Genomic DNA, 26,491 nt, shown 5'->3' with positions numbered 1-26,491 from the left:
CGGCTGCCTCCTTGTCGCCCACCGGTCAGATCGCCATGCGGTGCGAAACGGTCTTGATGATCGTGTAGTGCGAGAGCCCCTCGGCACCGCCCTCGCGGCCATAGCCGCTGTCCTTGACGCCGCCGAACGGCACCTCGGCGACCGAAGCCTCCAGCGTGTTGATCGAGACGTTGCCGGCCTCGATCTCGTCGGCGAGGCGATCGGCCCGGCTGGCGGAATGGGTGAAGGCATAGGCGGCAAGGCCGAAAGGCAGGCCGTTCGCCTTGGCGATCGCATCGTCCAGCGTCGAGACCGGATTGATCACCGCGAGCGGCCCGAACGGCTCCTCGCGCATGATCCTCGCATCATCGGGCACATCGGCGAGCACGGTCACCGGGAAGAAATAGCCGCGATTGCCGATGCGCTCGCCGCCGGCGAGAACGCGCGCACCCTTGGCCCTGGCGTCAGCGACCAGCACCTCCATCGCCTCGATGCGGCGATGATTGGCGACCGGGCCCATCTGCGTTCCGGCATCGAGACCGTTGCCGACCACGACCGAACGCGCCTTCTCGGCGAAGGTCCGGGCGAAGGCCTCGTAGATCGGCTCCTGCACGAAGAACCGCGTCGGCGAGGTGCAGACCTGGCCGGCATTGCGCGATTTGCGGATCGCCGAGGCCGTCGCCGCCGTGACCGGGTCGACGTCGTCGCAGACGATCACCGGGGCATGGCCGCCGAGCTCCATCAGCACCGGCTTCATATGATCGGCGGCGATCCGGGTCAGATGCTTGCCGACGGCGGTCGAGCCGGTGAAGGCGATCAGCCGGGTCTGCTCCTGCGGGATCAGATAGGAGGAGATGTCGGCCGGCACGCCGAAGACGAGGTTGAACACGCCGGGCGGCAGGCCGGCGTCGTGCAAGGCGCGGGCGATGTGGAGCGCACCCGCTGGTGTCTCTTCGGCCGCTTTCAGGATGATCGAGCAGCCTGCGGCGAGTGCGCCGGCGATCTTGCGCGCCGGCTGGCTCATCGGAAAATTCCAGGGCGAGAAGGCCGCGACCATGCCGATCGGCTGGTGCATCACGACATATTTGATGCCGGGCTCGCTCGGGATCACCCTTCCATAGGTGCGCTGGCCCTCGGCCGCATCCCATTCGAAGAATTCGCAGCCGCGGATCACCTCGAGCTGCGCCTGGGCGAAGGGCTTGCCGTGCTCGAGCGTGATCGCATGGGCGATCTCGTCGATGCGGGCTCTCATCAGCGCCGCCGCCTTCAGCATGATCTCGCCACGGACGCGCGGCGACATCCGGCTCCAGACCCTGAAGCCTTCCCTGGCCGCGGACAGCGCATCGTCGAGATCGGCACGAGCGGCAACAGGAAGCGCGCCGATCACGCTCTCATCGGCCGGGTTTAGCACCGGCAGGCTGTCGGGAGTCTTGCGCCAGGCGCCGCCGATATAGAGCTGCAAATCTGGATAGGCGGTCATGAAAAGCCTCGAACGGAGCGGCCAACGGCGCAATGTCGAGGCATGATGGCCTTGGCCATCACCATATGGAATTCAGCTTATTTGTCTGAATTCAGATGATCTGCTTATAAATATCGCCATGGCAGTCACGCTCCGACAGATCCAGGCCTTCCTTGCCGTCGCCGAGCTCGGCACCTTCACCAAAGCGGCCGAGCGTCTGCACATGGCGCAGCCGGCGCTGTCGCAATTGGTGCGCGAGCTGGAGCAGGCGCTCGGCATCCGCCTGTTCGACCGCACCACGCGCCGGGTCGAATTGACCGAGGGGGGCCGGGAGTTCCAGGGCGCCTCCGCCAAGATCCTCCACGATCTCGACCTCGCCATCCAGAACGCCAACGATCTCGCYGAACGCCGGCGCGGCAAGATCACCGTCGCCGCTCCGCCGCTGCTCGCCGCGGCGATCCTGCCCGAGGCGATCGCGGAGATGCGCGAGCGCTTTCCCGGTGTGCAGGTTGCGGTGCTCGACGCGCGCACCGACACGATCGTCGAGGCTGTCAGGCTGAACCGGGTTGATTGCGGCCTCGGGACCTTCGCCGCCGTCGAGGACGGCATCGAGCGCATCCCGATGGCCCGCGACAATCTGATGCTGTTCTGCAGCTCCGGCAGCCGCTTCGCCGATACGAGTGTCGACTGGCGCGAGCTGCAGAACGAGCCGCTGATCACGCTGACGCGCGACAGCGGCATCCGGCTCCTGGTCGAGGTCGCCTATGAGACCGTCGGCATCCCGCTCGTCCCGGCCTATGAAGTCTCGCAGATCACCACCGCACTCGCTTTGGTCGAAGCACGGCTCGGCGTCGCCGTGCTCCCGACCTATGCGCGTGCCGCCGCGCCGCATCGCAGGGTTCTCGCCCGGCCTCTGGCGAATCCGGCGATCGCGCGCGACATCGTCCTGATCCGGCCGAGCGGCCGCTCGATCTCGCCGGCGCTGGCGACGTTCGAGACCGTACTGCGCCGCCATGTCCGCCGCCTGACGCCGGCCGACATCGACTGAGTTCGGCACCGCCGATACTAGGAAGCGCCTGCCAATTCGGCCTGGAGGAAGGCCATGAAGGCGGGATCGTCGGCATAGGCGACGTTGATCCGCATGCCGGCCGCTCTTTCGTCGGCGTCGGGCTGGTGTCGCTCGGGCATGAAGACCGTGCCCGGTGCGATGAAGATGCCCTGCTCGGAAGCCCGGCGGGCGAGCGCCAGGTCGTCGAGGCCCGGCGGCAAGCCGACCCAGAGATAATAGCCGCCGCCCTGGCGAGCGAAGACCGGTAGGCCGAGGCGCTCCAGCCCGACGAAGGCAGTGCGGGTCGCCTTGCCGATCCGCTCCTTCAGGCGCTTGAGATGGTGGCGGTACTGGCCGCTGGCGATCAGGTCGCTGACCAGCCGCTCTAGATAGCCGGAAGAGTTGACCACGGTCAGCATCTTCATGTCGCAGAGCGAGCGGGCGAGCGCCGGGCTCGCGGCGACATAGCCGATACGCAGGCTGGCCGAGAGCGTCTTCGAGAAGGTGCCGAGATAGATCACCCGCTCGAGCTGGTCGAGCGCGGCGAGCCGCGGCGCGCTTGCCGGCATCACGTCGGCGAAGGGATCGTCCTCGACGATGGTGAGATCGTGCTGGGCGGCGAGCTGCAGCAGGCGATGGGCGATCGGCAGGGCGATCGAGCCGCCCGTCGGGTTGTGCGCCAGCGACTGGGTGAAGAACACCTTCGGCCGATGCCGGGCGATCTGCGCGGCGAGATCGTCGAGGTCAGGCCCATCCGGCAACCGCCGGACGCCGGCCATCTCGATGCGGGCGAGCTTCAGTTTGCCGAAGAGCGGATAATAGCCGGGGCTGTCGACCAGCACCGTGTCGCCGGGCTGCAGCAACTGGCGAATGATCAGATCGAGCGCATGGTTGGCGCCGAAGGTCATCAGGATCTGCGCCGGCGAGACCTGGATCGAGCGCTCGGCGAGCATCAGCCCGACCTGTGTGCGCAAGGGCGCATAGCCGACGGGGTCGCCATAGCCGTGCTCGATCGGCAGGTCGCCCTTGCCGCCGCGGACGCGCAGATGCCGCCCGAGCTCTGAATCCTCCATCCAGGAGCGCGGCGGGCGGCCGTCGCCGACGCGGACCGGATGGACCTGGCAGAGCTGTTCGCGCAGCAGCGAGACGATGTCGATCGCCTCGCTCATATGCGGCAGCGGCGCCTCGCTCGGCCGCTGTCCGGGCGCGCGGACATAGAAGCCGGCGCCGCGACGGGCTTCGAGACGGCCGCCGGCGACGAGCCGGTCATAGATTTCGACCATCGTGTTCTTGGAGACGCCGTATTCGCCGGCGGCCAGCCGCAGCGAGGCCATGCGCCGGCCCGGCTGGAGCAGCCCCTCGTCGATCATCCGGCTGATCCGGGTGACGATCGCGCCGGTGCGGTTGCTGTCGGCCTGCTCGTCCATCAAGCCTCGCATCTGTACCAGTCAATTCACTGGTACAGAGAATGGGACATTGCGGAAATTGTGCCTTGCCGCTCTCCGGCGATTGTCCGAGCTTGTCAACCGAAGAAGCGCCGATGCCGATCGCGCGGCGCAGCAAAAACCCCGGCTGGGGAGGAAACGACATGACGACGGCCGAGGCGCACAGCGCCGCCGGACGCGAGGTGAACTCGCGCATCGAGAACTACCGCAATCTGAGCTGCGCCGAGCGGCTGGACCAGGCTGTCGCGGCGGCCAGGCTCTCCGATGCCGACCGCGCCTTGCTGGCTCAGCCCGGCGCACTGCCGCTCACCCTCGCTAACGGTATGATCGAGAACGTCGTCGGCACCTTCGAACTGCCGCTCGGCATCGCCACCAACTTCACCGTCAACGGCAAGGATTACCTGATCCCGATGGCGGTGGAGGAGCCCTCCGTCGTCGCCGCGGCCTCCTATATGGCGCGGATCGCCCGCGGCTCCGGCGGCTTCCGCACCTCCAGCGACCGGCCGATCATGCGGGCGCAGGTCCAGCTTCTCGGCGTCGGTGATCCCGAGGGCGCGCGTCACAAGCTGCTGGCGGCGCAGGCCGAGATCGTCGCCGCCGCCAATGCCAGGGACAAGGTGCTGATCTCGCTCGGCGGTGGCTGCCAGGGCATTGAGGTCCATGTCTTCCCGCAGACGCCGCGCGGACCGATCGTGGTGATGCACCTGCTCGTCGACGTGCGCGACGCGATGGGTGCCAACACCGTCAACACCATGGCCGAGACGGTGGCGCCGATCGTCGAGCGCATCACTGGCGGCACGGTGCGCCTGCGCATCCTGTCGAACCTTGCCGATCTCAGGCTGGCGCGCGCCAGCATCACCATCCCTGAGGCGGCGCTGGCGACCAAGGAATTCTCCGGCCGGCGCATGATCGACGGCATGCTCGACGCCTATACCTTCGCTGCGATCGATCCCTACCGCGCCACCACCCACAACAAGGGCATCATGAACGGCATCGACCCCGTGGTGGTCGCGACCGGCAATGACTGGCGCGCCATCGAGGCCGGGGCCCATGCCTATGCCGCCCGCAGCGGCCGCTACACCTCGCTGACGACCTGGGAGGAGGATCGCGACGGCAATCTCGTCGGCTCGATCGAGCTGCCGATGGCGCTCGGCCTGGTCGGCGGTGCGACCAAGACCCATCCGCTGGCACAATGGTCGCTCAGGCTGCTCGGCGTCACCAGCGCACAGGAACTGGCCGAGGTCACCGTCGCGGTCGGCCTCGCCCAGAACATGGCGGCGCTCAGGGCGCTGGCGACCGAAGGCATCCAGCGCGGCCATATGGCCCTGCACGCCCGCAATATCGCCATCGTCGCCGGGGCCGAGGGTGCCGAGGTCGAGGCGATCGCCGCCGAGCTCGCCCGCACGCACGACGTCCGCGTCGACCGGGCACGCGAGCTGCTGGCGGAACGGCGCAAGGGCTGATCCGCACTTCATCTTTTCCAGGACTCACCACAGAACCGCAGCAAGCGGACGACAACCGGAGGAACGTTCATGGATAATCGCATCACCCGCCGCACGCTCAGTGCCCTGCTGGTCTCGACCGGCATGGTGCTATCGTTGCCGGCCTTCGCGCAGAACGAGATCAAGATCGGCTACAATGCCGACCAGTCGGCCTCGGGCGCGGCTGAGCTCGGCCTCTCCGGCCTCTACGGCTTCCAGGCGGCGATCGACGATCTCAACGCCCAGGGCGGCGTCCTCGGCCGCAAGGTCGTCGGCGTCGTCCGTGACGATGCCGGCGCGCCGCCGAAGTCGATCCAGAACATGAACGAGCTGATCGACAACGAGAAGGTCGCAGCCGTGGTAGGCCCGACCAACTCGGGCAATGCCCTCGCCTGGCTGCACATCCCGCAGCAGAAGAAGGTGCCAGTGATCTCGCATGTCGCAACCGCGACCGACATCACCGCCCGCTACGCCAAGGAGCCGCAGAACTACATCTTCCGGGTGTCGATGGTCGATCGCGAGCAGCTCGCTTTGCTCGCCGCCTATGCGGTCAAGGCCTCGAAGAGCAAGAACATCGCGATCATCGCCGACACCACCGGCTACGGCCAGGCGGCGACCAAGGACCTGCAGGAGATCCTGACCCTGCACGGGATCAAGCCGGTCGGCATCGAGAAGTTCGGGCCGAAGGACACCGACATGACCTCGCAGCTCGCCAAGCTGAAGGCGGCCGGCGCCGACATGATCATCACCGGCTCGCTGGCCGACGCGACGGCGCAGGTGCTGAAGAGCATGGAGAAGATGGACTATTACCCCGGCCTGCTTTCGACCTGGGGCTCGATCAACACGCCGCTGGTCAACATCGCCGGCCCCAAGCTCGCCGAGAAGACCGTCTTCGCGGCATCGACCACCGAGGACGCCAGCGACCGGGCCGCGGCGCTGCACAAGCGCCTCGTCGCCAAGCATCCGAACATGCCGGCCTTCGTCTCGGCCGCGCAGGGCTATGACGCGGTGATGCTGATCGCCGCCGCGATCAAGCAGGCCGACGGCACGGACGGCCCGAAGCTGCAGGCTGCGCTCGAGAATCTTGGTGCGGTGCAGGGCATCATCAAGAAGTACGAGAAGCCCTTCAGCAAGGAGCAGCACGAGGCGCTCGGCGTCGCCGACTTCCACCTGGCACAGTGGAAGGACGGCCGCGTGGTCAAGCTCGACGACGCGGTGGTCAAAGGCCTGACGGCGGCCGATCTGAAGCGCTGACGTCTCCATCGGGCTTCCGCCCGTCATGGTCGGCCTTGTGCCGACCATCCACGTCTTCGCTTGATCGATCGAATGCGGTGTTCAAGACGTGGATGCTCGCCACAAGGGCGAGCACGACGAGGCCGGAGCGGCTTTGGCTGGTCATGGCGGAGAGACGATGACGGCATTCCTTCAGGCTCTGGCCAGCGGTCTGGCCCTGGGCGCGATCTACGGGCTGATCGCGCTCGGCTTCAACATCACCTACGCCACGACCAAGACCTTCAATTTCGGCCAGGGCGCCTTCCTCGTCCCGGGCAGCCTGGTCGGCGTTTCACTCCTGCTGCTGGCGGCGGGCAAGCCGCATTTCGGCAATCTGACCCAGGCCGAGATGACGATGACGGCCTATGTGCTGGCGACGATCGCCAGTGTCGTCGTCGTCGGCGCGATCGGCATCGCGCTCTACTACTGCGCGATCAAGCCCTTCGTCGGGGCCGGCGGCCTCAACTGGGTGCTGAGCACGATCGGCTTCGGCATCATCATGCAGAATACCGCGCTGGCGATCTGGGGCCCGGCCTCGATCGCGGTGCCCTCGCCGCTCGGCAGCGAGGTCTGGCGCATCGCCGGTGCCGGTATCCGCCCGCAGGAGGTGCTGATCGCCGTCGTCGCGGTCGCCGTCATGGTCGGGCTCGACATCGTCCTGCGCAAGACGCGCTTCGGCAAGGCGCTGCGGGCCGTCGCCTTCAACCCACAGGCGGCGGCGATCGTCGGCATCAATGTCGAGACGATCGTCATTCTCGCCTTCGTCATCTCCTCGGCGCTCGCCGGGCTCGCCGGCATCCTGATCGCGCCGATCACCACGGCTTCCGTCTTCATCGGGCTCGGCATCGCGCTGAAGGCCTTCTCGGCCGCGATCGTCGGCGGCCTGACCAGCCCGCGCGGCTGCATGCTCGGCGGCTTCCTGCTGGGGATCGTCGAGGCGCTGGTCGGGCTCTGGCGCGCCGAGATGCGGGAGATCACCATCTTCCTGCTGATCATCATCGTCCTCGTCGTCCGCCCGGGCGGGCTGATGGGCGCGCGCAGCGTGGAGAAGATCTGATGCCGGCGCTCGCCCATGCCCTCGGGGTGGCGGCGCTGGCGATGGCCCTCGCGCTCGTGCCCCTGTTCGGCTTCAACGATTTCTACCTGCAGATCCTGTTCACGATCGGGGTGAACTATCTCGCCGCCGCGGGCCTCAACGTCCTCGTCGGCTATGCCGGCCAGAAATCGCTGGGGCATGCCGGGCTCTTCGCCGTCGGCGCCTATACGGCGGCGATCGCCAATATCGAATGGGGGCTCTCTCCCTGGCTCTCGCTGCTGCTGGCCTGCGGTTTCGGCGCTGTCTTCGGCCTCGTCATCGCCATGCCTTCGGTGCGCGTCTCCGGCCCGAGCCTTGCCATGGTGACGATCGGCTTCGGCATCGTCGTCGAGAAGATCGTCACGGAGTGGACCGACATCTTCAAGGGCCAGGCCGGTTTCTACGGCATCAATGCACCCTCGCTCGCCGGCACCAGCTTCACCAACCTGCACTGGGTCTGGTTCGTCGGCGCGCTCTGCATCGCCACCCATCTGATGCTGCGCTCGCTCCTCGCCGGCCGCTATGGCCGCGCCTTCCTTGGCGTGCAGATGGCCGAGCCGGCGGCGCAGTCGGTCGGCATCTCCGTGGTGCGCGCCAAGACACTGGCCTTCGTGATCTCGGCGGTGACCTGCGCCCTCGCCGGCGCCGTCGTCGCGCAGCAGAACCAGTATTTCAACTCGGACTTCATCACCTTCAACCTGTCGATCTTCCTGCTGGTCGTGGTGATCTTCGGCGGCTCGGGCTCACTCTACGGGCCGCTCTTCGGTGCGGTGATCCTGACCCTGCTTGACGCCTGGCTGGCGCGCTGGCCGGCGCTCCAGCACTTCACCTATGGCGCGCTCCTGCTGTTCTCGCTCTATCTGATGCCGAACGGCATCGCCGGGGCGGTCTCCGGCCTCGCTGCAAGGTGGCGGCCGCGCAAGGCGGCTATACCCGGCATCACTGGCCACAGCGCTCTGGCGGCAACCTCAGCAGCGGCGGCGAGCGGCGAGATCCTCGTCGTCAAGGACCTCTACAAGGCCTATGGCGGCATCGTTCCGGTGCGCAACATCTCCTTCGCCATCACTGCCGGCAAGGTCCATGCGCTGATCGGTCCGAACGGCGCCGGCAAGACGACGCTGCTCAACCTGCTCTCCGGCCATGTCGCGCCGGGCAGCGGCTCGATCCGCTTCGAGGGGCAGGAGATCGCCGGCTGGCCGGCGCATCGCGTCGCCTCGCTCGGCATCGCCCGCACCTTCCAGAACCTCAAGCTGTTCGGGGAGCTTTCGGCCCTCGACAATGTCCTGCTCGGTGCGCACCGGCACATCGAGACCGGCTTCGTCGCCTCGCTGCTCGGCCTGCCGTCGAGCCGCCAGGCGGAGGCCACCGCCCGCGCCGACGCATTGGCGCTGCTCACCGATCTCGGCCTTGGCACGCGCGCTCATGAGCCAGCAAAAAGCCTGCCCTATGGCCTGCAGCGGCGGCTCGAAATCGCCCGCGCGCTGGCCTCGAAGCCGAAGCTCCTGCTGCTCGACGAGCCCGCCGCTGGCCTCAACCCGCAAGAGACGCATGAGCTCGGCGAGGTCATCAAGCGCATCCAGCAGGCCGGCGTCACCGTGCTGCTGATAGAGCATCACATGGACCTCGTCATGGGCATCTCGCAGCATGTGCTGGTGCTCGACTATGGCGCGCTGATCGCCGAGGGACGGCCGGAAGCGATCCGGCAGAACCCGAAGGTCATCGCCGCCTATCTCGGCGCCGATGAGGATGTCGCCGCATGACCATGCTCGCGATCGAAGGTCTGAAGGTCCGCTATGGCGCGGTCGAGGCGCTGAAGGGCATCTCGCTCACCGTCGGACAAGGCGAGGTCGTCACGCTGATCGGCGGCAATGGGGCCGGCAAGTCGACGCTGATGCGGGCGATCGGCGGGCTGGTGAAGGTCGCCAACGGCACGATCCGCTTCGAGGGCCGCGACATCACCGGCATCAGGGGTCATGACTGCGTGCGCCTCGGCATCGGTCACTCGCCGGAGGGGCGCCTGGTCTTCGGCGACCAGAGCGTGCGCGACAATCTCGTGCTCGGCGCCTATGCCCGCCGCGACGAGGAGGGCATCGCCAGCGATATCGAACGCTATTTCGGCATCTTCCCGCGCCTCGCCGAGCGGCAGGACCAGCTTGCCGGCACGCTGTCCGGCGGCGAGCAGCAGATGCTGGCGATCGCCCGCGCCCTGATGGCGCGGCCAAAGCTGCTCCTGCTCGACGAGCCCTCGCTCGGTCTGGCTCCCCTGATCGTGCGCGAGGTGTTCTCGGTGATCCGCCGGCTGCGCGAGGAGGGCATGACGATCCTGCTGGTCGAGCAGATGGCCAATCAGGCGCTCGCCATCGCCGACCGCGCCTATGTCATCGAGACCGGCACGATCACGCTCGAAGGCACCGGCGCCGAGCTGCTGCGCGACGAGCGCGTCCGCTCGGCCTATCTCGGCGCCTGAAATGGCCGACAGCGTCACCATCGTCGAGGTCGGCCCGCGTGACGGGCTTCAGAACGAGAAGGCCGAGATCGCCACCGCGGACAAGCTGGCGCTGATCGACAGGCTCGCCGAGGCCGGCCTCTCCCGCATCGAGGCGACCGCCTTCGTCTCGCCGCGCTGGGTGCCGCAAATGGCCGACCACGAGGCGGTGATGCGCGGCGTCAATCGCCGGCCGGGCGTCATCTACTCGGCCCTCGTCCCGAACGAGAAGGGCGCGGAGGCCGCGCTCACCGCCGGCGCGCAGGCGCTCGCCGTGTTCACCGCGGCGTCGGAGAGCTTCTGCCGGAAGAACACCAATTGCACGATCGCGGAGAGCATCGAACGCTTCCGGCCGGTGATGGCGCTGGCAGAGCGTGCCGGCGTGCCGGTGCGCGGCTATGTCTCCTGCGCGCTCGACTGCCCCTATGAGGGGGAGATCGCGCCCGAGGCGGTCGCGACGGTCACAGCCGAGCTGCTCGCGCTCGGCTGCAACGAGATCGCCCTGTCCGACACGCTCGGTCGCGGCACGCCGGAGCGGACGGCGGCGATGGTCGAGGCCGCCTTGCGGCGGGCACCGGCCATAATGCTGGCCGGGCATTTCCACGACACCTCCGGCCGCGCCATCACCAATGTCGCGGCGGCCTGGGAGCTGGGCTTGCGCGTCTTCGACGGCTCGGTCGGCGGCCTCGGCGGCTGTCCCTACGCACCCGGCGCGGCCGGCAATCTCGCCACCGAACGACTGGTCGCGCATTTCGAAGCCAGGGGCATCGCGACCGGGATCGACACCACCCGCCTGGAGGCAACGGCCGAATGGATCGCCGGCCGCAGGACAGCCGCAGCACGATAGCAGGGCGGCCTGACGCCGCCCCGCCAAGACGCGTGATCAGGCGACGAGAAAGCCGGCGTCGACGGGATCGTCGCGGTTGATCGTCCAGCGTGCGGTTCCGAGCAGGCCCGCGGTGCCCTTCACGGTCGGGCGCACCGCGCGGGTACCGTTCAGGCTGGTCTCGCCGATCAGGCAGCCTTCGAAGGTGCCGGAGCCGAGCAGGCCTTCCGAGCGGATCGGCTGCTGCAGCTTCATCAGGCCGCGCGCCTCGTACATCGCCATCATCGCGCTGGTGCCGGTGCCGCCGGGTGAGCGGTCGAGCTGGCCGGCCGAGAAGACGTGGACGTTCTTGTAGAACGCGCCTTCGATCGTCGGCTCATGCCAGAAGGTGACGAAGTTGAAGTTGTTGATATGCGCCGAAGCCGGGTGCTGGATCGCGACCTTCTGGCGAAGCTGCTCGCGGGCGATGATGCCGAGGCGCGAAAGCTCGGAGCCGTTCTCCGGCGAGATCTTGAGCGAGGTGCCGCGTAGGTCGATGATGCCGAAATAGTTGCCGCCCCAGACGATGTCGGCCTTGAGCGAGCCCACGCCCGGCAGGTCGAACGGCACGTCCTGCGCTGCGACATAGGCCGGCACATTCTCGAAGCGGGTCCAGAGCACGTCCGGGCCGTCATTGGCGACCTCGGCGGTGACCAGCCCGGCGGTGGTCTCGAAGCGGATGGTGGTGCGGCCGTTCTCGCCGCGCCGGACGAGGCCGAGCGCGACCATCGCCATGCCGACCGCGATCGTGCCGTGGCCGCACATATGGGAATACTGGGTGCCGTCGATATAGATCAGGCCGGCATCGTAGTCCGGGCTCGATGGCGGCGTCAGGAACACGCCGAACATGTCCTTGTGCCCGCGCGGCTCGCGCATCAGGGCGCAGCGCAGCCAGTCATAGTTCTCCTCGAGGAAGCGGCGCTTCTCTAGGATGCTCGATCCGGCCGGGTACGGAATCCCGCTATGGATGATGCAGAGGGGTTCACCCTCGGTATGCGTGTAGACGACGTCGAAGACATTCTGCTGGCGCATGTGCGGCTCCTTTGAAAGGCAGTTGGTCGAGAGGGTTAGCGGCGTCGCTCCGAGAGCACGTCGAGGCCGATGGTGAGGTCGAGCAGCACGATCACGACAGCGGCGACGATGATCGTCAGGCCGGAGACCGCCGCGATCGTCGGGTCGATCGTGTACTGGACGTAGTTGAACAGCTTGACCGGGATCGTGGTCAGCTCGGCGGTGGTGTTGAAGATGCTGAGCTCGACATTGATCCAGGAGGCGATGAAGGCGAAGATCGCGCCGCTGACGAGCCCGCTGCGGATCTGCGGCAGGGTCACCAGGAAGAAGGTGGTCAGCGGCCGGGCGCCGAGATCGGCGGAAGCTTCCTCCAGGCTGCGCTGCTCGTCGCTGAGCTGCGGCAGCACGGCCCGCAGCACGAAGGGCATGATGATCACGACATGCCCGACGAGCAGCGCCGGAAAGCTGCGGACGAGGCCAATCGCGCTGCCATATTGCAGCAGCGCCGCGCCGAGCACGACATGCGGCAGGATCAGCGGCGACATCAGCGTCTCCGACAGGAGGCGGCGGCCGGTGAAGCGATAGCGCGCGATGGCAACCGCCGCCGGCACCGCCAGCAGCACCGCCACGATCGTCGCGGCGACGGCGAGCAGCGTGCTGATCAGGAAGGCCGAGACATAGGACGGATCGCCCAGCATCTTGCCGTACCAGGCGAACGTCAGCCCCTGCGGCGGGAAGGCGAGGAAGCTGGTCGTGGTCAGCGACGCCCCGACGAGGACGACGAGCGGCAGTGCGAGATAGGCCAGCGCGGCGAAGGAGACGATCCGGACGAGGGCCGACACCATCTCAGGCCCTCCTCGGTTCACTGAGGCGTCCGGCGACGGCGACGAGCGCCAGCGTCAACACCAGCATGGTGATGCTGAGCGCACCGCCATAGTTGAAGTCGAAGACCGAGCTGTATTGCTGGAAGATCAGCATCGAGAAGACGGTGATCCGCCCGCCGCTGAGCAGCGCCGGCGTGACATAGGCGCTGACGGCCAGCATGAAGACCATGACGGCGCCGGCCATCAGACCGGACAGGCTGAGCGGGAAGATGATCGTGCGGAAGGTGCCGGCCGGCGTCGCGCCGAGATCGGCGGAGGCATGCTCCAGCGCCGGATCGACCTTGGCGAGCGCATTGCCGACGGCGAGCACGATGAAGGGCAGGAGGATGTAGACGAGGCCGATCAGGATGCCGAGCTCGGTGCCGAGGAAACGCATCGGCCGCTCGATCAGGCCGAGCCCGATCAGACCGTCATTGACCAGGCCGTTGCGGCCGAGCAGCACCATCCAGCCGAAGGAGCGGACGATATTGCTGGTGAACAGCGGCACGACCAGCAGGATCACGCAGAACCGGCGCCAGGGCCGCCACTGCACGATGCGGACGAGATACCAGGCGAGCGGATAGCCGATCAGCACGCAGACCAGCGTGGTCAGCGCGCCGATGCGGAAGGTCACCCAGAGTACGTCCCAGTGATAGGTGTCGGCGAGGATGCGGACGTAATGCGCGAAGGTCGGCTGGCCCGCGGACGTGGTCAGGCTCGCGATCAACACGACCGCCATCGGCGCCAGGAAGAAGGCGACGAAGAAGGCCGCCGGCAGGGCGCAGAGCAGCAGGACCGGGCGCAGCGTTCCGCTCATCACGCATCCCCCGGCACGAGGCGGAGATCCGAGAGGCGGATATTGGCGAGGACGGGCTGGCCAACGCTCAGGCCGGCCAGAGCGGACGGGGCGAGCCGGGCCGTCAGGGCACCACCACCGAGGGTGAGCGTAACCGAGGCATGACTGCCGACATGGATGATGTCGGAGAGAACGACCGGCAGAGCGAGATACCCGGCGACGGGCTCGGCGGTGACGAGGATATCCTCTGGCCGCAGCACGCCGGTGAGGCTGCCCTGCGGTGCATCGGCGGCGGGAAGAATGATCGCGCCGTCGAGCAGCGAGAAGCAGCCGTCGCCGCGCCTGTTGACCGCGAGCAGGTTGGCGTCGCCGATGAAGTCGGCGGCGAAGCGGGTCGCCGGACGGGCGTAGATGTCCTGGCCGCGGCCAATCTGTTCGATGCGGCCACGGTTCATCAGCACGATCCGGTCGGCCATGGTCATCGCCTCCTCCTGGTCGTGCGTCACGAACAGGAAGGCGATGCCGAGACGGTGCTGGATCTGCTTGAGCTCGCTTTGGACTTTCTTGCGCAGCTTCAGGTCGAGCGCGCTCAAGGGCTCGTCGAGCAGCAGCAGTTGCGGCCGGTTGACGATGGCGCGGGCCAGCGCGACGCGCTGCTGCTGGCCGCCGGAGAGTTGCGCCGGCAGGCGTTCACCGAAGCCCGCGAGGCCGACGAGCTCCAGCGCCTCGGCCGCGCGCTTGGCCGCTTCGTCCTTGGCGACGCCCTGCCGGCGCGGCCCATAGGCGACGTTCTCGGCGACGCTCATATGCGGGAAGAGCGCGTAGCTCTGGAACACCGTGTTGAGCGGGCGCCGATAGGGCGGCAAACGCGTCACATCCTCGCCCGCCAGCCGGATCGTGCCGGCCTCCGGCGTCAGGAAGCCGGCGATGCAACGCAGCAGCGTGGTCTTGCCGCAGCCCGACGGCCCCAGCAGGGCGATGAATTCGCCCTGCTCGACGGCGAGGTCGATCGCCGTCAGCGCCGGCTGCCCGCCGAAATGCTTGGACAGACCGTCTATGGCGAGGATGGGAATCATGCTGCGGCTCGCGATGCTCGTTGCCGTGCGCTCACTTGCGGGCGATCTGGCGGTTCCACTCGTCGACGACGCGTGCGCGCAGGCCGTTGATCTCGGCCCAGTCGAACAATTGCAGGTTCTTGACCGAGCCGGTCTCGCCCCAGGGCAGCTTGCGGGCGGTCTCAGGCTTGACCGTGACGTTCTTCACGGAGGGGCCGAGATAGAGCTTCTCGGCGAGGCAGCCGGAGGCTTCCGGCGTCAGTGCCTGGTTGATGAATTTCGCCGCCGCGTCCTTCTTCGAGGTGCCCTTGACCAGATGCAGGCGGGCATCAGTCGCCCAGGCGCCTTCCTTCGGCACGACGAAGCCGATCGGCAGGCCTTTGTCGGCAAGATCCCAGGCGCCGACGTTGAAATGCGCGCCGATGATCGCCTCGCCGCTCTGATAGGCATTGGTCGCGGCACCCGAGGAATCGAAGAACAGCGCGGCCTTGAGCTCCTTGATCTTCTTGAACGTCGGAGCAAGGTCGCCGGCCGGATGGCCCCAGATCTTCGACAGGAACATCACGAAGGGCACGCCGGAGGAATTCGCCGGCGAGGGAATGGTGACGGCGTCCTCGAACTCCGGCTTCCAGAGATCGTTCCAGGAGGTCGGGACAGCCTTGACCTTCTGGGTGTTGTAGGTGAGCCCGAGCGAATAATAGCCGGTGCCGACCGCATAGGTGGTCGCGCCGCTCTTGTAGATCGCTTCCGGCAAGGTGTTGGTGAGATTGGGGATCGCCGCCGGGTCGAGATTGTCGGTTACCTCGGCGGCGAGAGCGAGCTCGCTGATGCCGCCATCCATCCAGGCGACGTCGATGGTCGGAGCCGCCTTCTGCTGCTGCAGCTTTGCGAGGGTGACGGTCGAGGTGCCGATCTCGGCATTGACGGCGATGCCGGTCGCCTTGGTGAAAGGCTCGGCGACGCAAGCTTTGAAGGCGTCGCCCCAATTGCCGCCATACCAGGCGACGGTGATCGACGCGGGCTGCTGCGCCAGTGCCGGGGCGGTGAGCAGGGTGGTGGCGAGCATGGCCGCGGCCAGCCGGATGGGTCGGGTCATCGTCGTTCTCCTCTGCCGAGCGTCTTTGCGCTTCTGTCAGGATATGTTGGCGCGCAGGCCGCAAAAGGCACTAGAATGCGCCGGCCCAAAATTTGAATAATCACGACATGAGCACCGAGCAGCTCCTTCAACCCACCGGCGACCGGTCGCAAGCTGCCGCAGTCCCCGTTTCGCGGCTGCGGATCGGCTTCCTTCTGCTCGACCAGTTCACGCTCGCCGCCTTCTCCGGGCTGATCGACGTGCTGCGGCTGGCGGCGGATCATGGCGGACGCAGCCGCCAGCTCCATGCGAGCTGGACGGTAATGAGCCTCGACGGAGAGCCGCGGCGTTCAAGCTGCGGCGTCTCGGTCACCCCGAATGCAGGCCTGCTCGACCCGGCCGGCTTCGACTATCTAGCCGTCTGCGGCGGCAACGACTACCTGAACGACGCCCTGCCCGAGAGCCTGCTCGGCTATTTGCGCCGGGCGGCGACATCCGGCGTGCGACTGCTTGGGATCTGCACCGGCACCTTCGCCATCGCCCGGGCCGGCCTTGCTGGCCCGCGCCGGGTCTGCGTGCACTGGAACGTGCTCGACGCCTTCAAGGAGCGCTTTCCCAAGGTCTCGGCCGGGGTCGAACGGCTCTTCATCGACGAGGGCGACCTGATCACCTGCGCCGGCTCGACCGCTGCGATCGATCTCGGCCTCTATCTCGTCGCCCGCCATTGCGGGCGGGACAAGGCCCAGCAGGCGATGCGGCACATGATGCTGCAGGACATGCGCCCGGCCGAGATGCCGCAAGCGCATTTCTATGCCGAACTCGCGCCTAATCTCGATGTCAGGGTGCAGCAGGCCGCGCAGTTCATCGAGCAGCGGCTCGACAACCCGCCACCGATCGCCGCAGTCGCGCGCTATGTCGGGGTCAGCTCGCGCCAGCTCGAGCGGCTGTTCGGCGCCTCGCTCGGCCAGAGCCCGGCGGCCTTCCAGCGCAAGCTCAGACTCGACTATGCGAAATGGCTGATCCTGAACAGCAGGCGCTCGCTCACCGACATCGCCATGGGCGCAGGCTTTTCCGACAGCGCCCATCTCTCGCGGGATTTCAAGGCAGCCTTCCGCGAAACCCCGCGCTCCCTGCGGCAGAAGGCACAGCCCGGCTGAGCCGCCCCGCCCGTCAAAGACAGGCGGCGATCGCTTCGAGCTGTGCATCCAGCGCGGCTCCCCGCGCCGGGAAGCGGCCCTCGAGGGCCGAGGTGCCGATGGTGAAACCGGCAGCGCCGGCTCGCCGAACGGCCTCGATCTGCTCGGGACGGTCGATCGAGCCTGCGACGATCACCGGCTTGTCGGTAGCTCCGCAAATGGCCGTCATCAGCGCGGGAACGTCGACGCCGGAGCGATAGGCGAGCAGGTCGAGCCCGTCGACGCCGTCCCGGCCCGCAAGGGCGCGGGCGCTGGCGGCGATCTCGTCGATCGAGCCGTTCAGCACGCTCGGATGCCCCGCGATCTCGCCCGGGAAAGGGTAGTAGCGGATACCGCTGCCGCGCAGCAGCGGCAGGGCATCGTCGACATGCGTCCCGCCCAGCAGATGGTCGACGCCGAGATCGATGGCGGCGCGTACCGACATGATTTCGCTGGCGCGGTCGAGCGAGACGACTTCGAGATAACTCGACGCACCGCCGGCCTTGATCATGCGATCGAGATCCCTGAGCGCGGGAAGCGGCAGCCCGACATCCTTGAAGCCGATATGGCGGACGCCGGCAGCGAGCGCAGTCGCGACATGACCGGCGGCCTCCGGCACCGTCCGGTCATGGCGCGTCAGCATGAAGATGAAGTCGAGGTCAGCCATGGCGATGATCCTGGTCGCGCGCGGCCGCGAGGCGGCACGCATAGGCGAAAGCGGTTTCGAGGCTGGCGGGCTCGGCGATGCCCTGCCCGGCGATGTCGAAGGCCGTGCCGTGATCGGGGCTCGTGCGGATGAAGGGCAGGCCGAGCGTGATGTTCACCCCCTTGTCGAGGCCGAGATATTTGACCGGGATCAGACCCTGATCATGGTACTGCGCCACGACGATGTCGAAACGGCCGGCGCGTGCTTGCATGAAGACAGTGTCGCCGGGCCAGGGGCCGCTCGCGTCGATCCCTTCACGGCGCGCCGCAGCGACCGCCGGCGCGATGATCTCGATTTCCTCGCGGCCGAATAGGCCGCCCTCCCCGGCGTGGGGATTGAGCCCGGCGACAGCGATGCGCGGCGCCGCGATGCCGAGCGCCTTCCCACCCGCATGGGCCAGGCGAATGGCCGACATCTGCGCGGTAAAATCGGCGCGTTCGATCGCCTCGCGCAGCGAGCAATGGATCGTGACGAGAACCGTCCGGATCTCGTCATTGGCGAGCATCATCGCCACACGACCCGCCTTGCCGCGATCGGCCAGAATCTCGGTATGGCCGGGGTAGCCGAAGCCTGCGGCCGCCAATGACTCCTTGTGGATCGGCGCCGTGACGATCCCGGCGACCTGCCCGGCTGCAGCCAGCTCGATCGCCACGGTGATCGCATCGAAAGCGGCCTTGCCGCTTCGCGCATTGACCGTGCCGAGCGGAGGAGGCGCGTCGAGGCGGGAGGATGCGAGGACATCGATCGTGCCCGGCTCGTACGCGGCTTCGTCTACCCCCGCTATCGTCCGCAGCTGGAGCGAGCTGCGCAGGAGCGCCAGGGCATGGCGCATGACCAGCGGATCCCCGATCACGATCGCAGGCCGCGCCTTGCCTTCTCCCGGCGACGTCTTCTCAGACAGTCGCCGAGCAAACAATTTCGCGACGATCTCCGGCCCGATGCCAGAGGGATCCCCCATGGTGATCGCAATGGGCAGGGCTGTCGCTCTCATCGGGCGCTCTCCAGCAGGGCAAGCCGGCTGCCACGCCTGAGAAGCGGCGTTGGCGCCTGCCGTGGCGATGCCAATCTGCAGGGAATTGCTCATCGTCATGCCCGTGAGGATGGCAGAATTGTCAGCGCTGAAAATGCATATGTTCTGACGAATATTGGTGATAAATCATCACCAATGAAGCGTTCTGAGATCCCCTCGCTCGATGATTTGCGCGCCCTGGAGGCGGTGGCCCGACTTGGGTCCGTGCGAGCCGCCGCAACGGAGCTCGCCTTGACGCATGGGGCCGTCAGCCGGCGGGTTTCGAAGCTGGGCGCGGATATCGGCGTGCCCTTGCTGGGAGCGGATGGGCGCGGCGTGCGACCGACAGCCGGCGGCGAGACCCTGGCGCAGGCGACCGGTCAGGCGCTCGGCCTGATCTCGGAGGCGCTCGTGGCGATCCGGACCAGCGCCGCGCCGGCGCCGATCGTCCTGTCCTGCGAGCGATCGCTCGCCATGCGCTGGCTGATCCCGCGCCTGTCCGAGTTCCAGGATGCCTATCCGGCGATCGAGGTGCATCTGTCGACGGGCGGAGGCGCACTGGATTTCGCGCGCGAACGGGTCACCGTCGCGATCAGGCGGCTGGATTTCGCGCTCGATCCGGGCTGGGCGGTCACGACGTTGATGCCTGAACGGGTCGGCCCGGTGATGCCGCCATCGCTGCGCCGGGCTTTCGATAGTGGTGACTATGTCGCGCTGGGATCGCGAACCCGGCCGCAGGCCTGGCAGGCCTGGCTCGACGGGCAGCCGAACGCGCCTCGCCCCCGTTCGATCCGGCTGCTGGACCATCATTTCCTGATGATGGAGGCAGCGCTCGGCGGCCTCGGCGTCGCGCTCTCGCCGCAAGCGATCGCGGCGAACGATGTCGCGGCAGGGCGGCTGGAGGCACCGGCCAGCTTCTCTCCGGACGGAACCGCCTATGGTCTCATCCAGCCCCGAGCTTCGGCGATCAGCGAAGACCTGTCGGCGCTGCGAACCTGGCTGATGACCCAGGCCGCAGCACTATGAATGACGACGAGGCTCCGGCCGCTCAGGGAATGACCGGCGCGCGATAAGTGAAGGTGTGCATCAGGGCGACCGCGAGCAGCATCACCACCGGGAAGTGGATGAAGAACTGCATCGAGGTGTAGCCGATCAGGTCCTTCGACTTCAGCTTTAGCACGCCGAGCAGCGGCAGCATCCAGAACGGGTTGATGAAGTTCGGCAGGGTCTCGGCGATGTTGTAGACCATCACGGTCCAGCCGAGATGCGCGCCGATCTCGTTAGCGGCCTTCATGATGTAGGGCGCCTCGATGATCCATTTGCCGCCGGCCGAGGGGATGAAGAAGCCGAGGATCGCCGAATAGATCCCGACGATGAAGGAGAACACGCTGGCGTCGCTGGCGAGGCTGACGAACCAGTGCGCGATCGTGTCGGAGAGCGAGGCGCTCCCGGCCTTCACCCGCGTCAGCATATAGGCGATGCCGCCATAGAACGGGAACTGCAGCAGCACGCCGGCGACGCTCGGCATCGCCTGCGAGAAACTGACCAGGAAGCTGCGCGGGCGCCAGTGCAGCAGCGCGCCGACGAGCAGGAAGACGAAGTTGTAGGTGTTGAGGCCCGACATGGTGATCAGCGGATTGCCGGACTTGAAGGTCTCGTAGAACCAGCCGGCGGCCAGCACGACGATCAGGATCGTCAGGAGCGGGCTGAATTCGAGATAGTCGCCCGGCCGGGTCGGTTTCTGCTCGGCCTTGACGTCGGTGAGGTCGACGCCGAGATCGGCCGCCGTCTTGGCCGCGGCATCGGACGGGGTGGTGTAATAGCAGATCGCTGCCGAAAGCAGCGTGCCGACCACGATCACCAGGAGGTTCTGCCAGGTCAGGATCGTCTCGTAGAAGCTGATCACGCCAGTGATCGGCATCAGCGAGGGCGGGATGCTCGCCGGATTGGCCTGGAGCTGCGCCGCCGAGGAGCTGATGCCGAGCGTGAAACCGAATCCGAGCCCGAGATAACCGGCCGCGCCGGCCGCGCGATAGTCGAGGCGGATGTCCTTGCGCCGCGCGATCTCGCGCACCAGCAATCCGGAGAAGATCAGGCTGACGCCCCAGTTGACCAGCGAGAGCAGGATGCTGACCACGCCGACGAAGACGACGGCGCCGCGACCGGTCGTCGGCACGGCGGCGGCCTTCCGCATGAGCGCCGCGACCGGCGGCGACAGCGCGACGATGTAGCCACCGATGGCGACCAGCGCCATCTGCATGGTGAAGGGGATGATGCTCCAGAAGCCCTCGCCGAAGGCGGTGCTGACCGCAACCGGCGAGCCGCCATGCGCGATCGCGGCGAGCGCCACTGCCACGGTCGCCAGCAGGACGAAAATATAGGCGTCCGGGAACCAGCGCTCGGAAAAGGCCACCATGGTCTGCGACAGGCGCACGAGGACGCCTTCGCGCGGCGCTGCCGCGCGTTCGTTCAGGATCGTATCTGTCATTGTCCCCTCTTATGGCGGTTTGCCGCCGTTGGTTTGCAGTCAGGCGTCGAGAACGAGGTCGCTGAGCGGCACCGCGCAGCAGGTCAGGCAGTCGTCGGGCGCGCCGTCATAGGGCGAGAGATGGCTGGCCGTGCCGGAGACGACACGCAGGCGGCAGCTCTCGCATTGGCCGCTGCGGCAGCCGCTCGGCAGCGACAGTCCTGCCGCCTCGGCGGCATCGAGCAGGCTGCCTGATTGCATCGACCAGTCGAAAGATGTCCCGCTCCGCTCCAGCACGATCCGGCGCGGCGCCAGGTTTGAGGGTATCTCGATCTGGGAAACGAAGACCTCGCTGAAGACGTCGAAGCCCGGCAGGCCAATGCTGGCCAGGGCAACCTTTGTATCGGCGACGAAGCCGTCGGGCCCGCAGAGATAGGCCAGCGGCCGGCGCGCGCCGTGCGCGAGGCCCTGCCTTGCGATGTCCGGCCGGCCGGCATGGTCATAATCGCGGTCGAGCTGGTCTTGCGGCCGCGGCCGGGTGAAGGCGCGGATCACCCGCAGCTCCGGAATTCTGGCGGCGATCATCTGCAGCCAGCCGCCGAAGGGCTGCTCGGCGCCGTTCCGGCAGATGTAGACCAGCTCGACCGAAGGCGGACGCTGCTCCGGCGCGATCCGCGCGAGCGCGGCGAGGTAGCCGATGAAAGGCGTGATGCCGACTCCGGCCGCGACCAGGATCACCGGGCGATTGCCGGTCAAGGGCGGGGTGAAGATCCCCGCTGGCGGCTGCAGCGTGACGATACTGCCCGGTGCGAGCTGGTGCAGCCGCGTCGACATCCGGCCGGGCGGCATGCCCCCGCTGCCGGCCGCGATCCGGCGCACTGCGATCTCGTATTCAGTGGGGTTCTCGGTCGGTCCGGTCAGCGAATAGCTGCGCGACAATCCCGTTCCGGGCTCGGTGAGCTGAACATACTGGCCGGGCAGGAAACCGGGCAGCGCCCCGCCATCGACGGGCGCGAGGCCGAAGGCAAGGACATCCTCGGCCTCGCGCCGACGCGAGCTCACCCGGAAGGTGCGTTCGCCCGTCCACCAGCCGCGGGAGGCCGCGTCGTCGCGGATGATCTCGCAGGCCACCGCCCGCAGCGGCACCGAGCCGCTGATCGGGTCGCGGTCGCGGTCCGACAGGATCGCATTGATGTTGCGCGTCGCCGCTCCCGTCACCGACCCGCCGGGACGCCCGAGCGGCGTGCAGGCCTCCCACCAGCCGAACTCGGCAATCACGGTCCCGGCCGGCTGCGTCGGCTCCAGCTTCGCCCTTAAGCGCGCCTCGCCGTCGCGCGTGCGCACGGTCACCCAGTCGCCGGCAACGATGCCGCGCGCCTGTGCATCCGCCAGGCTGAGTTCGACCGAGGGGTCGGGCGCCTTGCGCCGTAGCGAGGCGACATGGCGATGCGACGAGTGGACGAACCAGCCGGACTTGGCGGTCGAGAGCAGCAGCGGCAATTCGGCCGGGCGCCCGGCTGCGCTCGCCGGCTCGACATGGCAAGGCAGCGCCGGATGGCCCAGCGCGAGCAGTTGTTCGGAATAGATCTCGACCCGGCGGCTCGCGGTCGGGAAGCCGGCGACGCCACCTTCCGTGCGGACCGCAGCGTATTTGCGTTCCGGATTGGGCTGCGGCACGCGGATGCCGCCCGGCTCCTCCCGCAATTGCGCGACGCTGAGCCCGAGCGGTTCGAGCTGATGATTCCAGCCGGCCTCGATCGAGCCGCCGAAGAAGGCATCGGCATGGCCAAGCCGGCAGGCAAGTTCGAAGGCGATGTCGTAATCGGCCCTGACGTCGCCGCGCGGCGGCACAATGGCCTGGCGCAATTGGATGTGCTCGACCGCTTCCTGCGTGATCTCGAAGCCGAGCCTGAGCGCCTCGCGCTCCCAGGGCATGCTCGCCGGCAGGACGATGTCGGCCTGCTCGGCGGTGGGGTTCATGAACATGTCGACATGGACATGGAAGTCGAGCGCCTGTAGCGCCGCGCGGTTGCGCCCGGAATCGCCCTGCGACACCACGAAATTGGTGCCGAAGCTCATCAGTGCGCGGACACGGTAGGGCTCGCCCTCCAACACCGACCGGCAGAAGTCGCGGGCAGTGATCCAGCCCTTGGCCGGCGGACCCAATGGCAGCTCGGCGAGTCCGAGGGCCTTGCGGCGCTGCGCTTCCGGCAGCAGGGCATAATCGTTCACAGCGCGGAAGGGCGGCGCGCTCGTCCAGACATTACCGCCGATGCGGTCGCTCGCGCCGGTCAGCGCATAGAGCGTGCCGATAGCGCGCTCGATCATCGTCGCATTGGAATGCTGGCCGACGCCGGTCCAGGAATGATAGGCGAGGCGCGGCGAGCCTTCGAACAGCGCGTAGAAGCAGGCGAGGTCGTCTGTCGCGAGGCCAGTGATCCCGGCGACATGATCGGGCGTGAAGGCGCTGGCCTCACGCGCCAAGAGCCGCATCACGGTGGCGCAGGAGATCGTCCGTCCGTCGGCACCTTGCAGCGTCGCTTCGCCGTCGAGGACAACGTCCTGCGGCCGCGCCAGAGCCTCTGATGTGTCATAGGCCACAGCCGAACCATCCGGACGCAGCAACACGAAGGCGTCGGCCGCTCCATCAGCCCAGAGGTCCCGCGCCCGCAGCAGGCGCCCGGTCGCGATATCGACCAGCATCGGGGCATTCGTCCATTGCCGGACGAAGGCGTCGTCATAGCTGCGGTTGATGAGGAGATGGCGGATGGCGCCCATGGCGAGCGCTCCATCGGCGCCCGGCCGGATGCCCAGCCAGAGATCGGCGCTCTCGCCGGCACCGCCGCGCTTGGGATCGACCACCGCGACGGTCGCGCCGCGCTTGCGGGCCTGCGCGATGCGGGTCGCCTGCGCCAGCCAGGTCCGCGTCGGGTTATGGCCCCAGAGCACGATCGCGTCGGCATTGTCGTAATCGGCGGCGCCGATGCCGCGGCCATAGGTCAGGGCCTGGGCGAAATCCTTGTGCCAGCCGCAGATCTCGACCGCATAGATCAGATTGGGGCTGCCGAAGCAGCGGATGAAACGCTCGACCCATTCGAAGCTATCGACCATCGGCGTGCCGCTCGGCGTGGTCACCGCGAAGGCGACCGTCTCGGCCCCGGTTTCGCGGCGGATCGTGCCGAGCCGCTCGGCAATCGTGTCGAGCGCCTCAGGCCAGTCGATCTCCACCCAATCCGGCGTTTCGGCGCCACGCGGCGTCGTGCGCTTCAGCGGCCTGGTCAGTCGCAGCGGGCTCTCGACCAGCTCGGGCGCCGCCCGCCCCTTGGCACAGAGCGCTGCCCCGGTCGGATGGGCCGGATTGGGCGAAACCGCGACGAGACGGCCGTCCTGCACATGGTTCAGCGAACCGCAGCGGGAGCGGCACAGGGTGCAATACCCCTCTTTGATCTCGGCATTCCGCATATCGGACATAAGGTAGTGTATTACGCGTGACGCGCTACTTCAAGTCCGAGATGCGACTCGCCATATCCGGGTTGAACGTGGCAGAGAGCACCAACTATTCGGCGCAAGGTAGGAAACGGATGCTGCTGGTCTCGGGAGACGCCAATCTGCGCGAACAGGTCGTCGATCAGCTGCGGATCGCGATCGTTTCGGGTGAGATGCCGCCGGGCACGGTCTGCTCGGTGCCCTCGCTGGCACGTACGCTCGGCATCTCCACCACGCCGATCCGCGAGGCCCTGCTCCAGCTCACCTCCGACGGGCTGCTCCAGCCGATGCGCAATCGCGGCTTCCGGGTCGTCGATCCCTCCCTCGACGAACTGCGCGGCATCTTCGAGGTGCGCATGCAGCTCGAAGCCTCCGCCTTCCGCAAGCTCGTCAGGATGGGGGCCGAGGATCTCTCGGAGCTGCAGGCGCAGGCCGACACCATTGCCGAATCCGTCGAAACCGGGGACGTCCCGCGCTATCTCGCCGCCGACCGGGCTTTTCATGCGGAGCTGCTGGCGCTCGCCGGCAACGAGGTGCTGGCCGACATCGTCCTGCGCCTACGCGACCGGATGCGGCTCTACGGGATCCGCTCAACCCACGGCCTGGAGCGACAGAAAGCATCCGTGCCCGAGCATTACCGCATCATCGAGGTGATCCGGCAGGGGCTGGAGGACGAGGCCGAGGCGCTGATGACCAGCCATGTCATGGCCTGGGAGCCGATCTTCACCGAGGCRATCGCGCAGAGAAACAGCCGGTCCGATTAGAACCCGTCCCTAACCCGTCAGCGCCGCTTCTCCTTGAGGCGAGCTGGGGTTGTCCCGACGAACTGCGACGGAACAATCGGCGGCTGCCCGGAGCGCTCCAGCACTTTGCGCCCCTTCGGAGCCAGCAGGAAGGCGACGAAGCTCTCCGCGAGACCTCGCCCACCCGCTGCGACCGGAATGGTGACGGCGTTGCGGATGGCCTGATCCAGCGAGTCGACATCGGCGGGATCGGTGCTGTGATCATTGGCGCCCATCCCCCCGTCCGGACTTCACCCAAGGAGATCACCTTCTTCGACGACACCGGCATCGGTCTGCGGGATCCAGCGGCGACCTGCCACGATTGCGATAGGCGGCGCAGCTGGAGAATGGGTATGAGCAGCCCGGCCTCAACGTTAAATTGCTTTAGATTTCTACCGCTACCTGCAATTTGTTGTTTTGCGCACACTGGAACGCTCCCTTCGAGACATCGCGGCTCCGGGGGAAGCATGCCGAGGACGAGTAAAGGGCCGGCAGACCGACAGAAAGTCCGCGATTTATACCAAACACTGCTTAAGAGGCAGAATGACGCCTAGAGCGCTTTCCGGGCGATCTCGATCGCAGAGCTTCAAAAAGGCGCGAGCTTTCGACCCAACCCAATCGCTAGCGCGTCCTGTGCTTCTTCACTAGACCCAAAGCAGAAGTCCCTCTCCGTCTCTCTGTTGCGCGCCCTGAACGACAAAACCCCGCCGCGGTTTGCGACGGGGTTTTTGGTGATTTGGTTGCGGGGGCCAGATTTGAACTGACGACCTTCAGGTTATGAGCCTGACGAGCTACCGGGCTGCTCCACCCCGCGGTAAGTTTTTTAAACGGCAACGCGGCGCTGGGTGCTTTTGGGCACCTGGCGCCGCGCGCTGTTAGTCATGTGATGCGGGTTATCCGTGTCAGGCCCGGCAACGACCTACACTCCCGGGTCTTGAGCAACAGTACCATCAGCGG

The 26,491-nt window shown here is 67.3% G+C and carries 22 protein-coding genes and 1 tRNA gene; 10 read left to right on the top strand and 13 right to left on the bottom strand.

Features of this window, described 5'->3' with window-relative positions; translation table 11 throughout:
* Positions 1–25: 25 nt before the first annotated feature.
* Positions 26–1,459, bottom strand: a complete 1,434-nt coding sequence (locus AC1DS0_RS25865; protein ID WP_476817092.1) for an NAD-dependent succinate-semialdehyde dehydrogenase — start codon at positions 1,457–1,459, stop codon at positions 26–28.
* 118 nt (positions 1,460–1,577) lie between these two features.
* Between AC1DS0_RS25865 and AC1DS0_RS25860 the strand changes: the two genes are divergently transcribed.
* Positions 1,578–2,486 carry a LysR family transcriptional regulator gene (locus tag AC1DS0_RS25860; protein WP_476817091.1) on the top strand — a complete coding sequence of 303 codons (909 nt, stop codon included), beginning with the start codon at positions 1,578–1,580 and terminating at the stop codon, positions 2,484–2,486.
* A 17-nt stretch (positions 2,487–2,503) separates the two neighbouring features.
* Here AC1DS0_RS25860 and AC1DS0_RS25855 read toward each other — a convergent pair whose 3' ends face one another.
* Entirely contained in the window at positions 2,504–3,913 is a 1,410-nt protein-coding gene (locus tag AC1DS0_RS25855) for an aminotransferase-like domain-containing protein (RefSeq protein ID WP_476817090.1), read from the bottom strand.
* A 161-nt stretch (positions 3,914–4,074) separates the two neighbouring features.
* Between AC1DS0_RS25855 and AC1DS0_RS25850 the strand changes: the two genes are divergently transcribed.
* The 6 genes from AC1DS0_RS25850 (at position 4,075) to AC1DS0_RS25825 (ending at position 11,091) form a co-directional block, all read left to right on the top strand.
* The gene (locus AC1DS0_RS25850; protein WP_476817089.1) at positions 4,075–5,394 is read left to right on the top strand and encodes a hydroxymethylglutaryl-CoA reductase, degradative; all 1,320 of its coding nucleotides are present in this window, start codon (positions 4,075–4,077) and stop codon (positions 5,392–5,394) included.
* A 69-nt stretch (positions 5,395–5,463) separates the two neighbouring features.
* The gene (locus AC1DS0_RS25845) at positions 5,464–6,666 is read left to right on the top strand and encodes an ABC transporter substrate-binding protein (protein WP_476817088.1); all 1,203 of its coding nucleotides are present in this window, start codon (positions 5,464–5,466) and stop codon (positions 6,664–6,666) included.
* Between the two features lie 157 nt (positions 6,667–6,823).
* Entirely contained in the window at positions 6,824–7,741 is a 918-nt protein-coding gene (locus tag AC1DS0_RS25840; protein WP_476817087.1) for a branched-chain amino acid ABC transporter permease, read from the top strand.
* The gene (locus tag AC1DS0_RS25835) at positions 7,741–9,519 is read left to right on the top strand and encodes a branched-chain amino acid ABC transporter ATP-binding protein/permease (RefSeq protein WP_476817086.1); all 1,779 of its coding nucleotides are present in this window, start codon (positions 7,741–7,743) and stop codon (positions 9,517–9,519) included. Before AC1DS0_RS25840 ends, AC1DS0_RS25835 begins: the two co-directional genes overlap by 1 nt.
* 2 nt (positions 9,520–9,521) lie before the next feature.
* A complete protein-coding gene (locus AC1DS0_RS25830; RefSeq protein WP_476817228.1) occupies positions 9,522–10,226 on the top strand; it encodes an ABC transporter ATP-binding protein in 705 nt (234 codons plus the stop codon).
* A gap of 1 nt (position 10,227) precedes the next feature.
* Complete coding sequence (locus tag AC1DS0_RS25825; RefSeq protein ID WP_476817085.1) at positions 10,228–11,091, top strand: hydroxymethylglutaryl-CoA lyase; 864 nt, start codon at positions 10,228–10,230, stop codon at positions 11,089–11,091.
* Between the two features lie 36 nt (positions 11,092–11,127).
* Here the strand turns inward: AC1DS0_RS25825 and AC1DS0_RS25820 are convergent, their stop codons facing one another.
* From AC1DS0_RS25820 to AC1DS0_RS25800, 5 genes are read right to left on the bottom strand one after another with little or no spacing between them, the layout of a single operon-like run.
* Entirely contained in the window at positions 11,128–12,141 is a 1,014-nt protein-coding gene (locus tag AC1DS0_RS25820) for a proline racemase family protein (protein ID WP_476817084.1), read from the bottom strand.
* Positions 12,142–12,176: 35 nt separating this feature from the next.
* Entirely contained in the window at positions 12,177–12,965 is a 789-nt protein-coding gene (locus tag AC1DS0_RS25815; RefSeq protein WP_476817083.1) for an ABC transporter permease, read from the bottom strand.
* A 1-nt stretch (position 12,966) separates the two neighbouring features.
* Entirely contained in the window at positions 12,967–13,800 is an 834-nt protein-coding gene (locus AC1DS0_RS25810; protein WP_476817082.1) for an ABC transporter permease, read from the bottom strand.
* The gene (locus tag AC1DS0_RS25805) at positions 13,800–14,855 is read right to left on the bottom strand and encodes an ABC transporter ATP-binding protein (protein WP_476817081.1); all 1,056 of its coding nucleotides are present in this window, start codon (positions 14,853–14,855) and stop codon (positions 13,800–13,802) included. Before AC1DS0_RS25805 ends, AC1DS0_RS25810 begins: the two co-directional genes overlap by 1 nt.
* A 31-nt stretch (positions 14,856–14,886) precedes the next feature.
* Entirely contained in the window at positions 14,887–15,930 is a 1,044-nt protein-coding gene (locus tag AC1DS0_RS25800) for an ABC transporter substrate-binding protein (protein ID WP_476817080.1), read from the bottom strand.
* A 107-nt stretch (positions 15,931–16,037) separates the two neighbouring features.
* On the opposite strand from AC1DS0_RS25800, the gene AC1DS0_RS25795 reads away from it, so the two are divergent.
* Positions 16,038–17,066, top strand: a complete 1,029-nt coding sequence (locus AC1DS0_RS25795; RefSeq protein WP_476817079.1) for a GlxA family transcriptional regulator — start codon at positions 16,038–16,040, stop codon at positions 17,064–17,066.
* Positions 17,067–17,079: 13 nt separating this feature from the next.
* Here AC1DS0_RS25795 and AC1DS0_RS25790 read toward each other — a convergent pair whose 3' ends face one another.
* Both AC1DS0_RS25790 and pdxA read right to left on the bottom strand, forming a co-directional pair.
* Positions 17,080–17,751: a beta/alpha barrel domain-containing protein gene (locus AC1DS0_RS25790; protein ID WP_476817078.1), complete on the bottom strand. Its 672-nt coding sequence runs from the start codon at positions 17,749–17,751 to the stop codon at positions 17,080–17,082.
* Entirely contained in the window at positions 17,744–18,706 is a 963-nt protein-coding gene (gene pdxA / locus AC1DS0_RS25785; protein WP_476817077.1) for a 4-hydroxythreonine-4-phosphate dehydrogenase PdxA, read from the bottom strand. The genes AC1DS0_RS25790 and pdxA overlap by 8 nt, the downstream gene beginning before the upstream one ends.
* Here pdxA and AC1DS0_RS25780 point away from each other — a divergent pair.
* Entirely contained in the window at positions 18,614–19,825 is a 1,212-nt protein-coding gene (locus AC1DS0_RS25780) for a LysR substrate-binding domain-containing protein (protein WP_476817076.1), read from the top strand. The genes pdxA and AC1DS0_RS25780 overlap by 93 nt on opposite strands.
* Positions 19,826–19,847: 22 nt before the next feature.
* Here AC1DS0_RS25780 and AC1DS0_RS25775 read toward each other — a convergent pair whose 3' ends face one another.
* Together AC1DS0_RS25775 and AC1DS0_RS25770 are read right to left on the bottom strand one after the other, a co-directional pair.
* The gene (locus AC1DS0_RS25775; protein ID WP_476817075.1) at positions 19,848–21,287 is read right to left on the bottom strand and encodes a short-chain fatty acid transporter; all 1,440 of its coding nucleotides are present in this window, start codon (positions 21,285–21,287) and stop codon (positions 19,848–19,850) included.
* Positions 21,288–21,326: 39 nt separating this feature from the next.
* The gene (locus AC1DS0_RS25770; RefSeq protein WP_476817074.1) at positions 21,327–24,737 is read right to left on the bottom strand and encodes a molybdopterin-dependent oxidoreductase; all 3,411 of its coding nucleotides are present in this window, start codon (positions 24,735–24,737) and stop codon (positions 21,327–21,329) included.
* A 68-nt stretch (positions 24,738–24,805) separates the two neighbouring features.
* On the opposite strand from AC1DS0_RS25770, the gene AC1DS0_RS25765 reads away from it, so the two are divergent.
* The gene (locus AC1DS0_RS25765; RefSeq protein WP_476817073.1) at positions 24,806–25,516 is read left to right on the top strand and encodes a GntR family transcriptional regulator; all 711 of its coding nucleotides are present in this window, start codon (positions 24,806–24,808) and stop codon (positions 25,514–25,516) included.
* A gap of 17 nt (positions 25,517–25,533) precedes the next feature.
* Here the strand turns inward: AC1DS0_RS25765 and AC1DS0_RS25760 are convergent, their stop codons facing one another.
* Positions 25,534–25,770 (bottom strand): hypothetical protein, encoded by a 237-nt coding sequence (locus AC1DS0_RS25760; protein ID WP_476817072.1) that lies wholly within the window; start codon positions 25,768–25,770, stop codon positions 25,534–25,536.
* A 501-nt stretch (positions 25,771–26,271) separates the two neighbouring features.
* Positions 26,272–26,348, bottom strand: a tRNA-Met gene (locus tag AC1DS0_RS25755).
* Positions 26,349–26,491: the final 143 nt, after the last annotated feature.

The organism is Allobosea sp. P4_H5 (assembly GCF_056400825.1).
Note: the sequence above shows the minus strand (reverse complement) of the source record. Positions and strands in the feature narration are given on the sequence as shown.

What these genes read in the sequence shown, in the direction of transcription:
- AC1DS0_RS25865 (WP_476817092.1), bottom strand. Translation starts at nt 1,459, where the DNA reads ATGACCGCCTATCCAGATTTGCAGCTCTATATCGGCGGCGCCTGGCGC.
- AC1DS0_RS25855 (WP_476817090.1), bottom strand. Translation starts at nt 3,913, where the DNA reads ATGGACGAGCAGGCCGACAGCAACCGCACCGGCGCGATCGTCACCCGG.
- AC1DS0_RS25850 (WP_476817089.1), top strand. Translation starts at nt 4,075, where the DNA reads ATGACGACGGCCGAGGCGCACAGCGCCGCCGGACGCGAGGTGAACTCG.
- AC1DS0_RS25845 (WP_476817088.1), top strand. Translation starts at nt 5,464, where the DNA reads ATGGATAATCGCATCACCCGCCGCACGCTCAGTGCCCTGCTGGTCTCG.
- AC1DS0_RS25840 (WP_476817087.1), top strand. Translation starts at nt 6,824, where the DNA reads ATGACGGCATTCCTTCAGGCTCTGGCCAGCGGTCTGGCCCTGGGCGCG.
- AC1DS0_RS25835 (WP_476817086.1), top strand. Translation starts at nt 7,741, where the DNA reads ATGCCGGCGCTCGCCCATGCCCTCGGGGTGGCGGCGCTGGCGATGGCC.
- AC1DS0_RS25830 (WP_476817228.1), top strand. Translation starts at nt 9,522, where the DNA reads ATGCTCGCGATCGAAGGTCTGAAGGTCCGCTATGGCGCGGTCGAGGCG.
- AC1DS0_RS25825 (WP_476817085.1), top strand. Translation starts at nt 10,228, where the DNA reads ATGGCCGACAGCGTCACCATCGTCGAGGTCGGCCCGCGTGACGGGCTT.
- AC1DS0_RS25820 (WP_476817084.1), bottom strand. Translation starts at nt 12,141, where the DNA reads ATGCGCCAGCAGAATGTCTTCGACGTCGTCTACACGCATACCGAGGGT.
- AC1DS0_RS25815 (WP_476817083.1), bottom strand. Translation starts at nt 12,965, where the DNA reads ATGGTGTCGGCCCTCGTCCGGATCGTCTCCTTCGCCGCGCTGGCCTAT.
- AC1DS0_RS25810 (WP_476817082.1), bottom strand. Translation starts at nt 13,800, where the DNA reads ATGAGCGGAACGCTGCGCCCGGTCCTGCTGCTCTGCGCCCTGCCGGCG.
- AC1DS0_RS25805 (WP_476817081.1), bottom strand. Translation starts at nt 14,855, where the DNA reads ATGATTCCCATCCTCGCCATAGACGGTCTGTCCAAGCATTTCGGCGGG.
- AC1DS0_RS25800 (WP_476817080.1), bottom strand. Translation starts at nt 15,930, where the DNA reads ATGACCCGACCCATCCGGCTGGCCGCGGCCATGCTCGCCACCACCCTG.
- AC1DS0_RS25795 (WP_476817079.1), top strand. Translation starts at nt 16,038, where the DNA reads ATGAGCACCGAGCAGCTCCTTCAACCCACCGGCGACCGGTCGCAAGCT.
- AC1DS0_RS25790 (WP_476817078.1), bottom strand. Translation starts at nt 17,751, where the DNA reads ATGGCTGACCTCGACTTCATCTTCATGCTGACGCGCCATGACCGGACG.
- AC1DS0_RS25780 (WP_476817076.1), top strand. Translation starts at nt 18,614, where the DNA reads ATGGCGCATGACCAGCGGATCCCCGATCACGATCGCAGGCCGCGCCTT.
- AC1DS0_RS25775 (WP_476817075.1), bottom strand. Translation starts at nt 21,287, where the DNA reads ATGACAGATACGATCCTGAACGAACGCGCGGCAGCGCCGCGCGAAGGC.
- AC1DS0_RS25770 (WP_476817074.1), bottom strand. Translation starts at nt 24,737, where the DNA reads ATGTCCGATATGCGGAATGCCGAGATCAAAGAGGGGTATTGCACCCTG.
- AC1DS0_RS25760 (WP_476817072.1), bottom strand. Translation starts at nt 25,770, where the DNA reads ATGGGCGCCAATGATCACAGCACCGATCCCGCCGATGTCGACTCGCTG.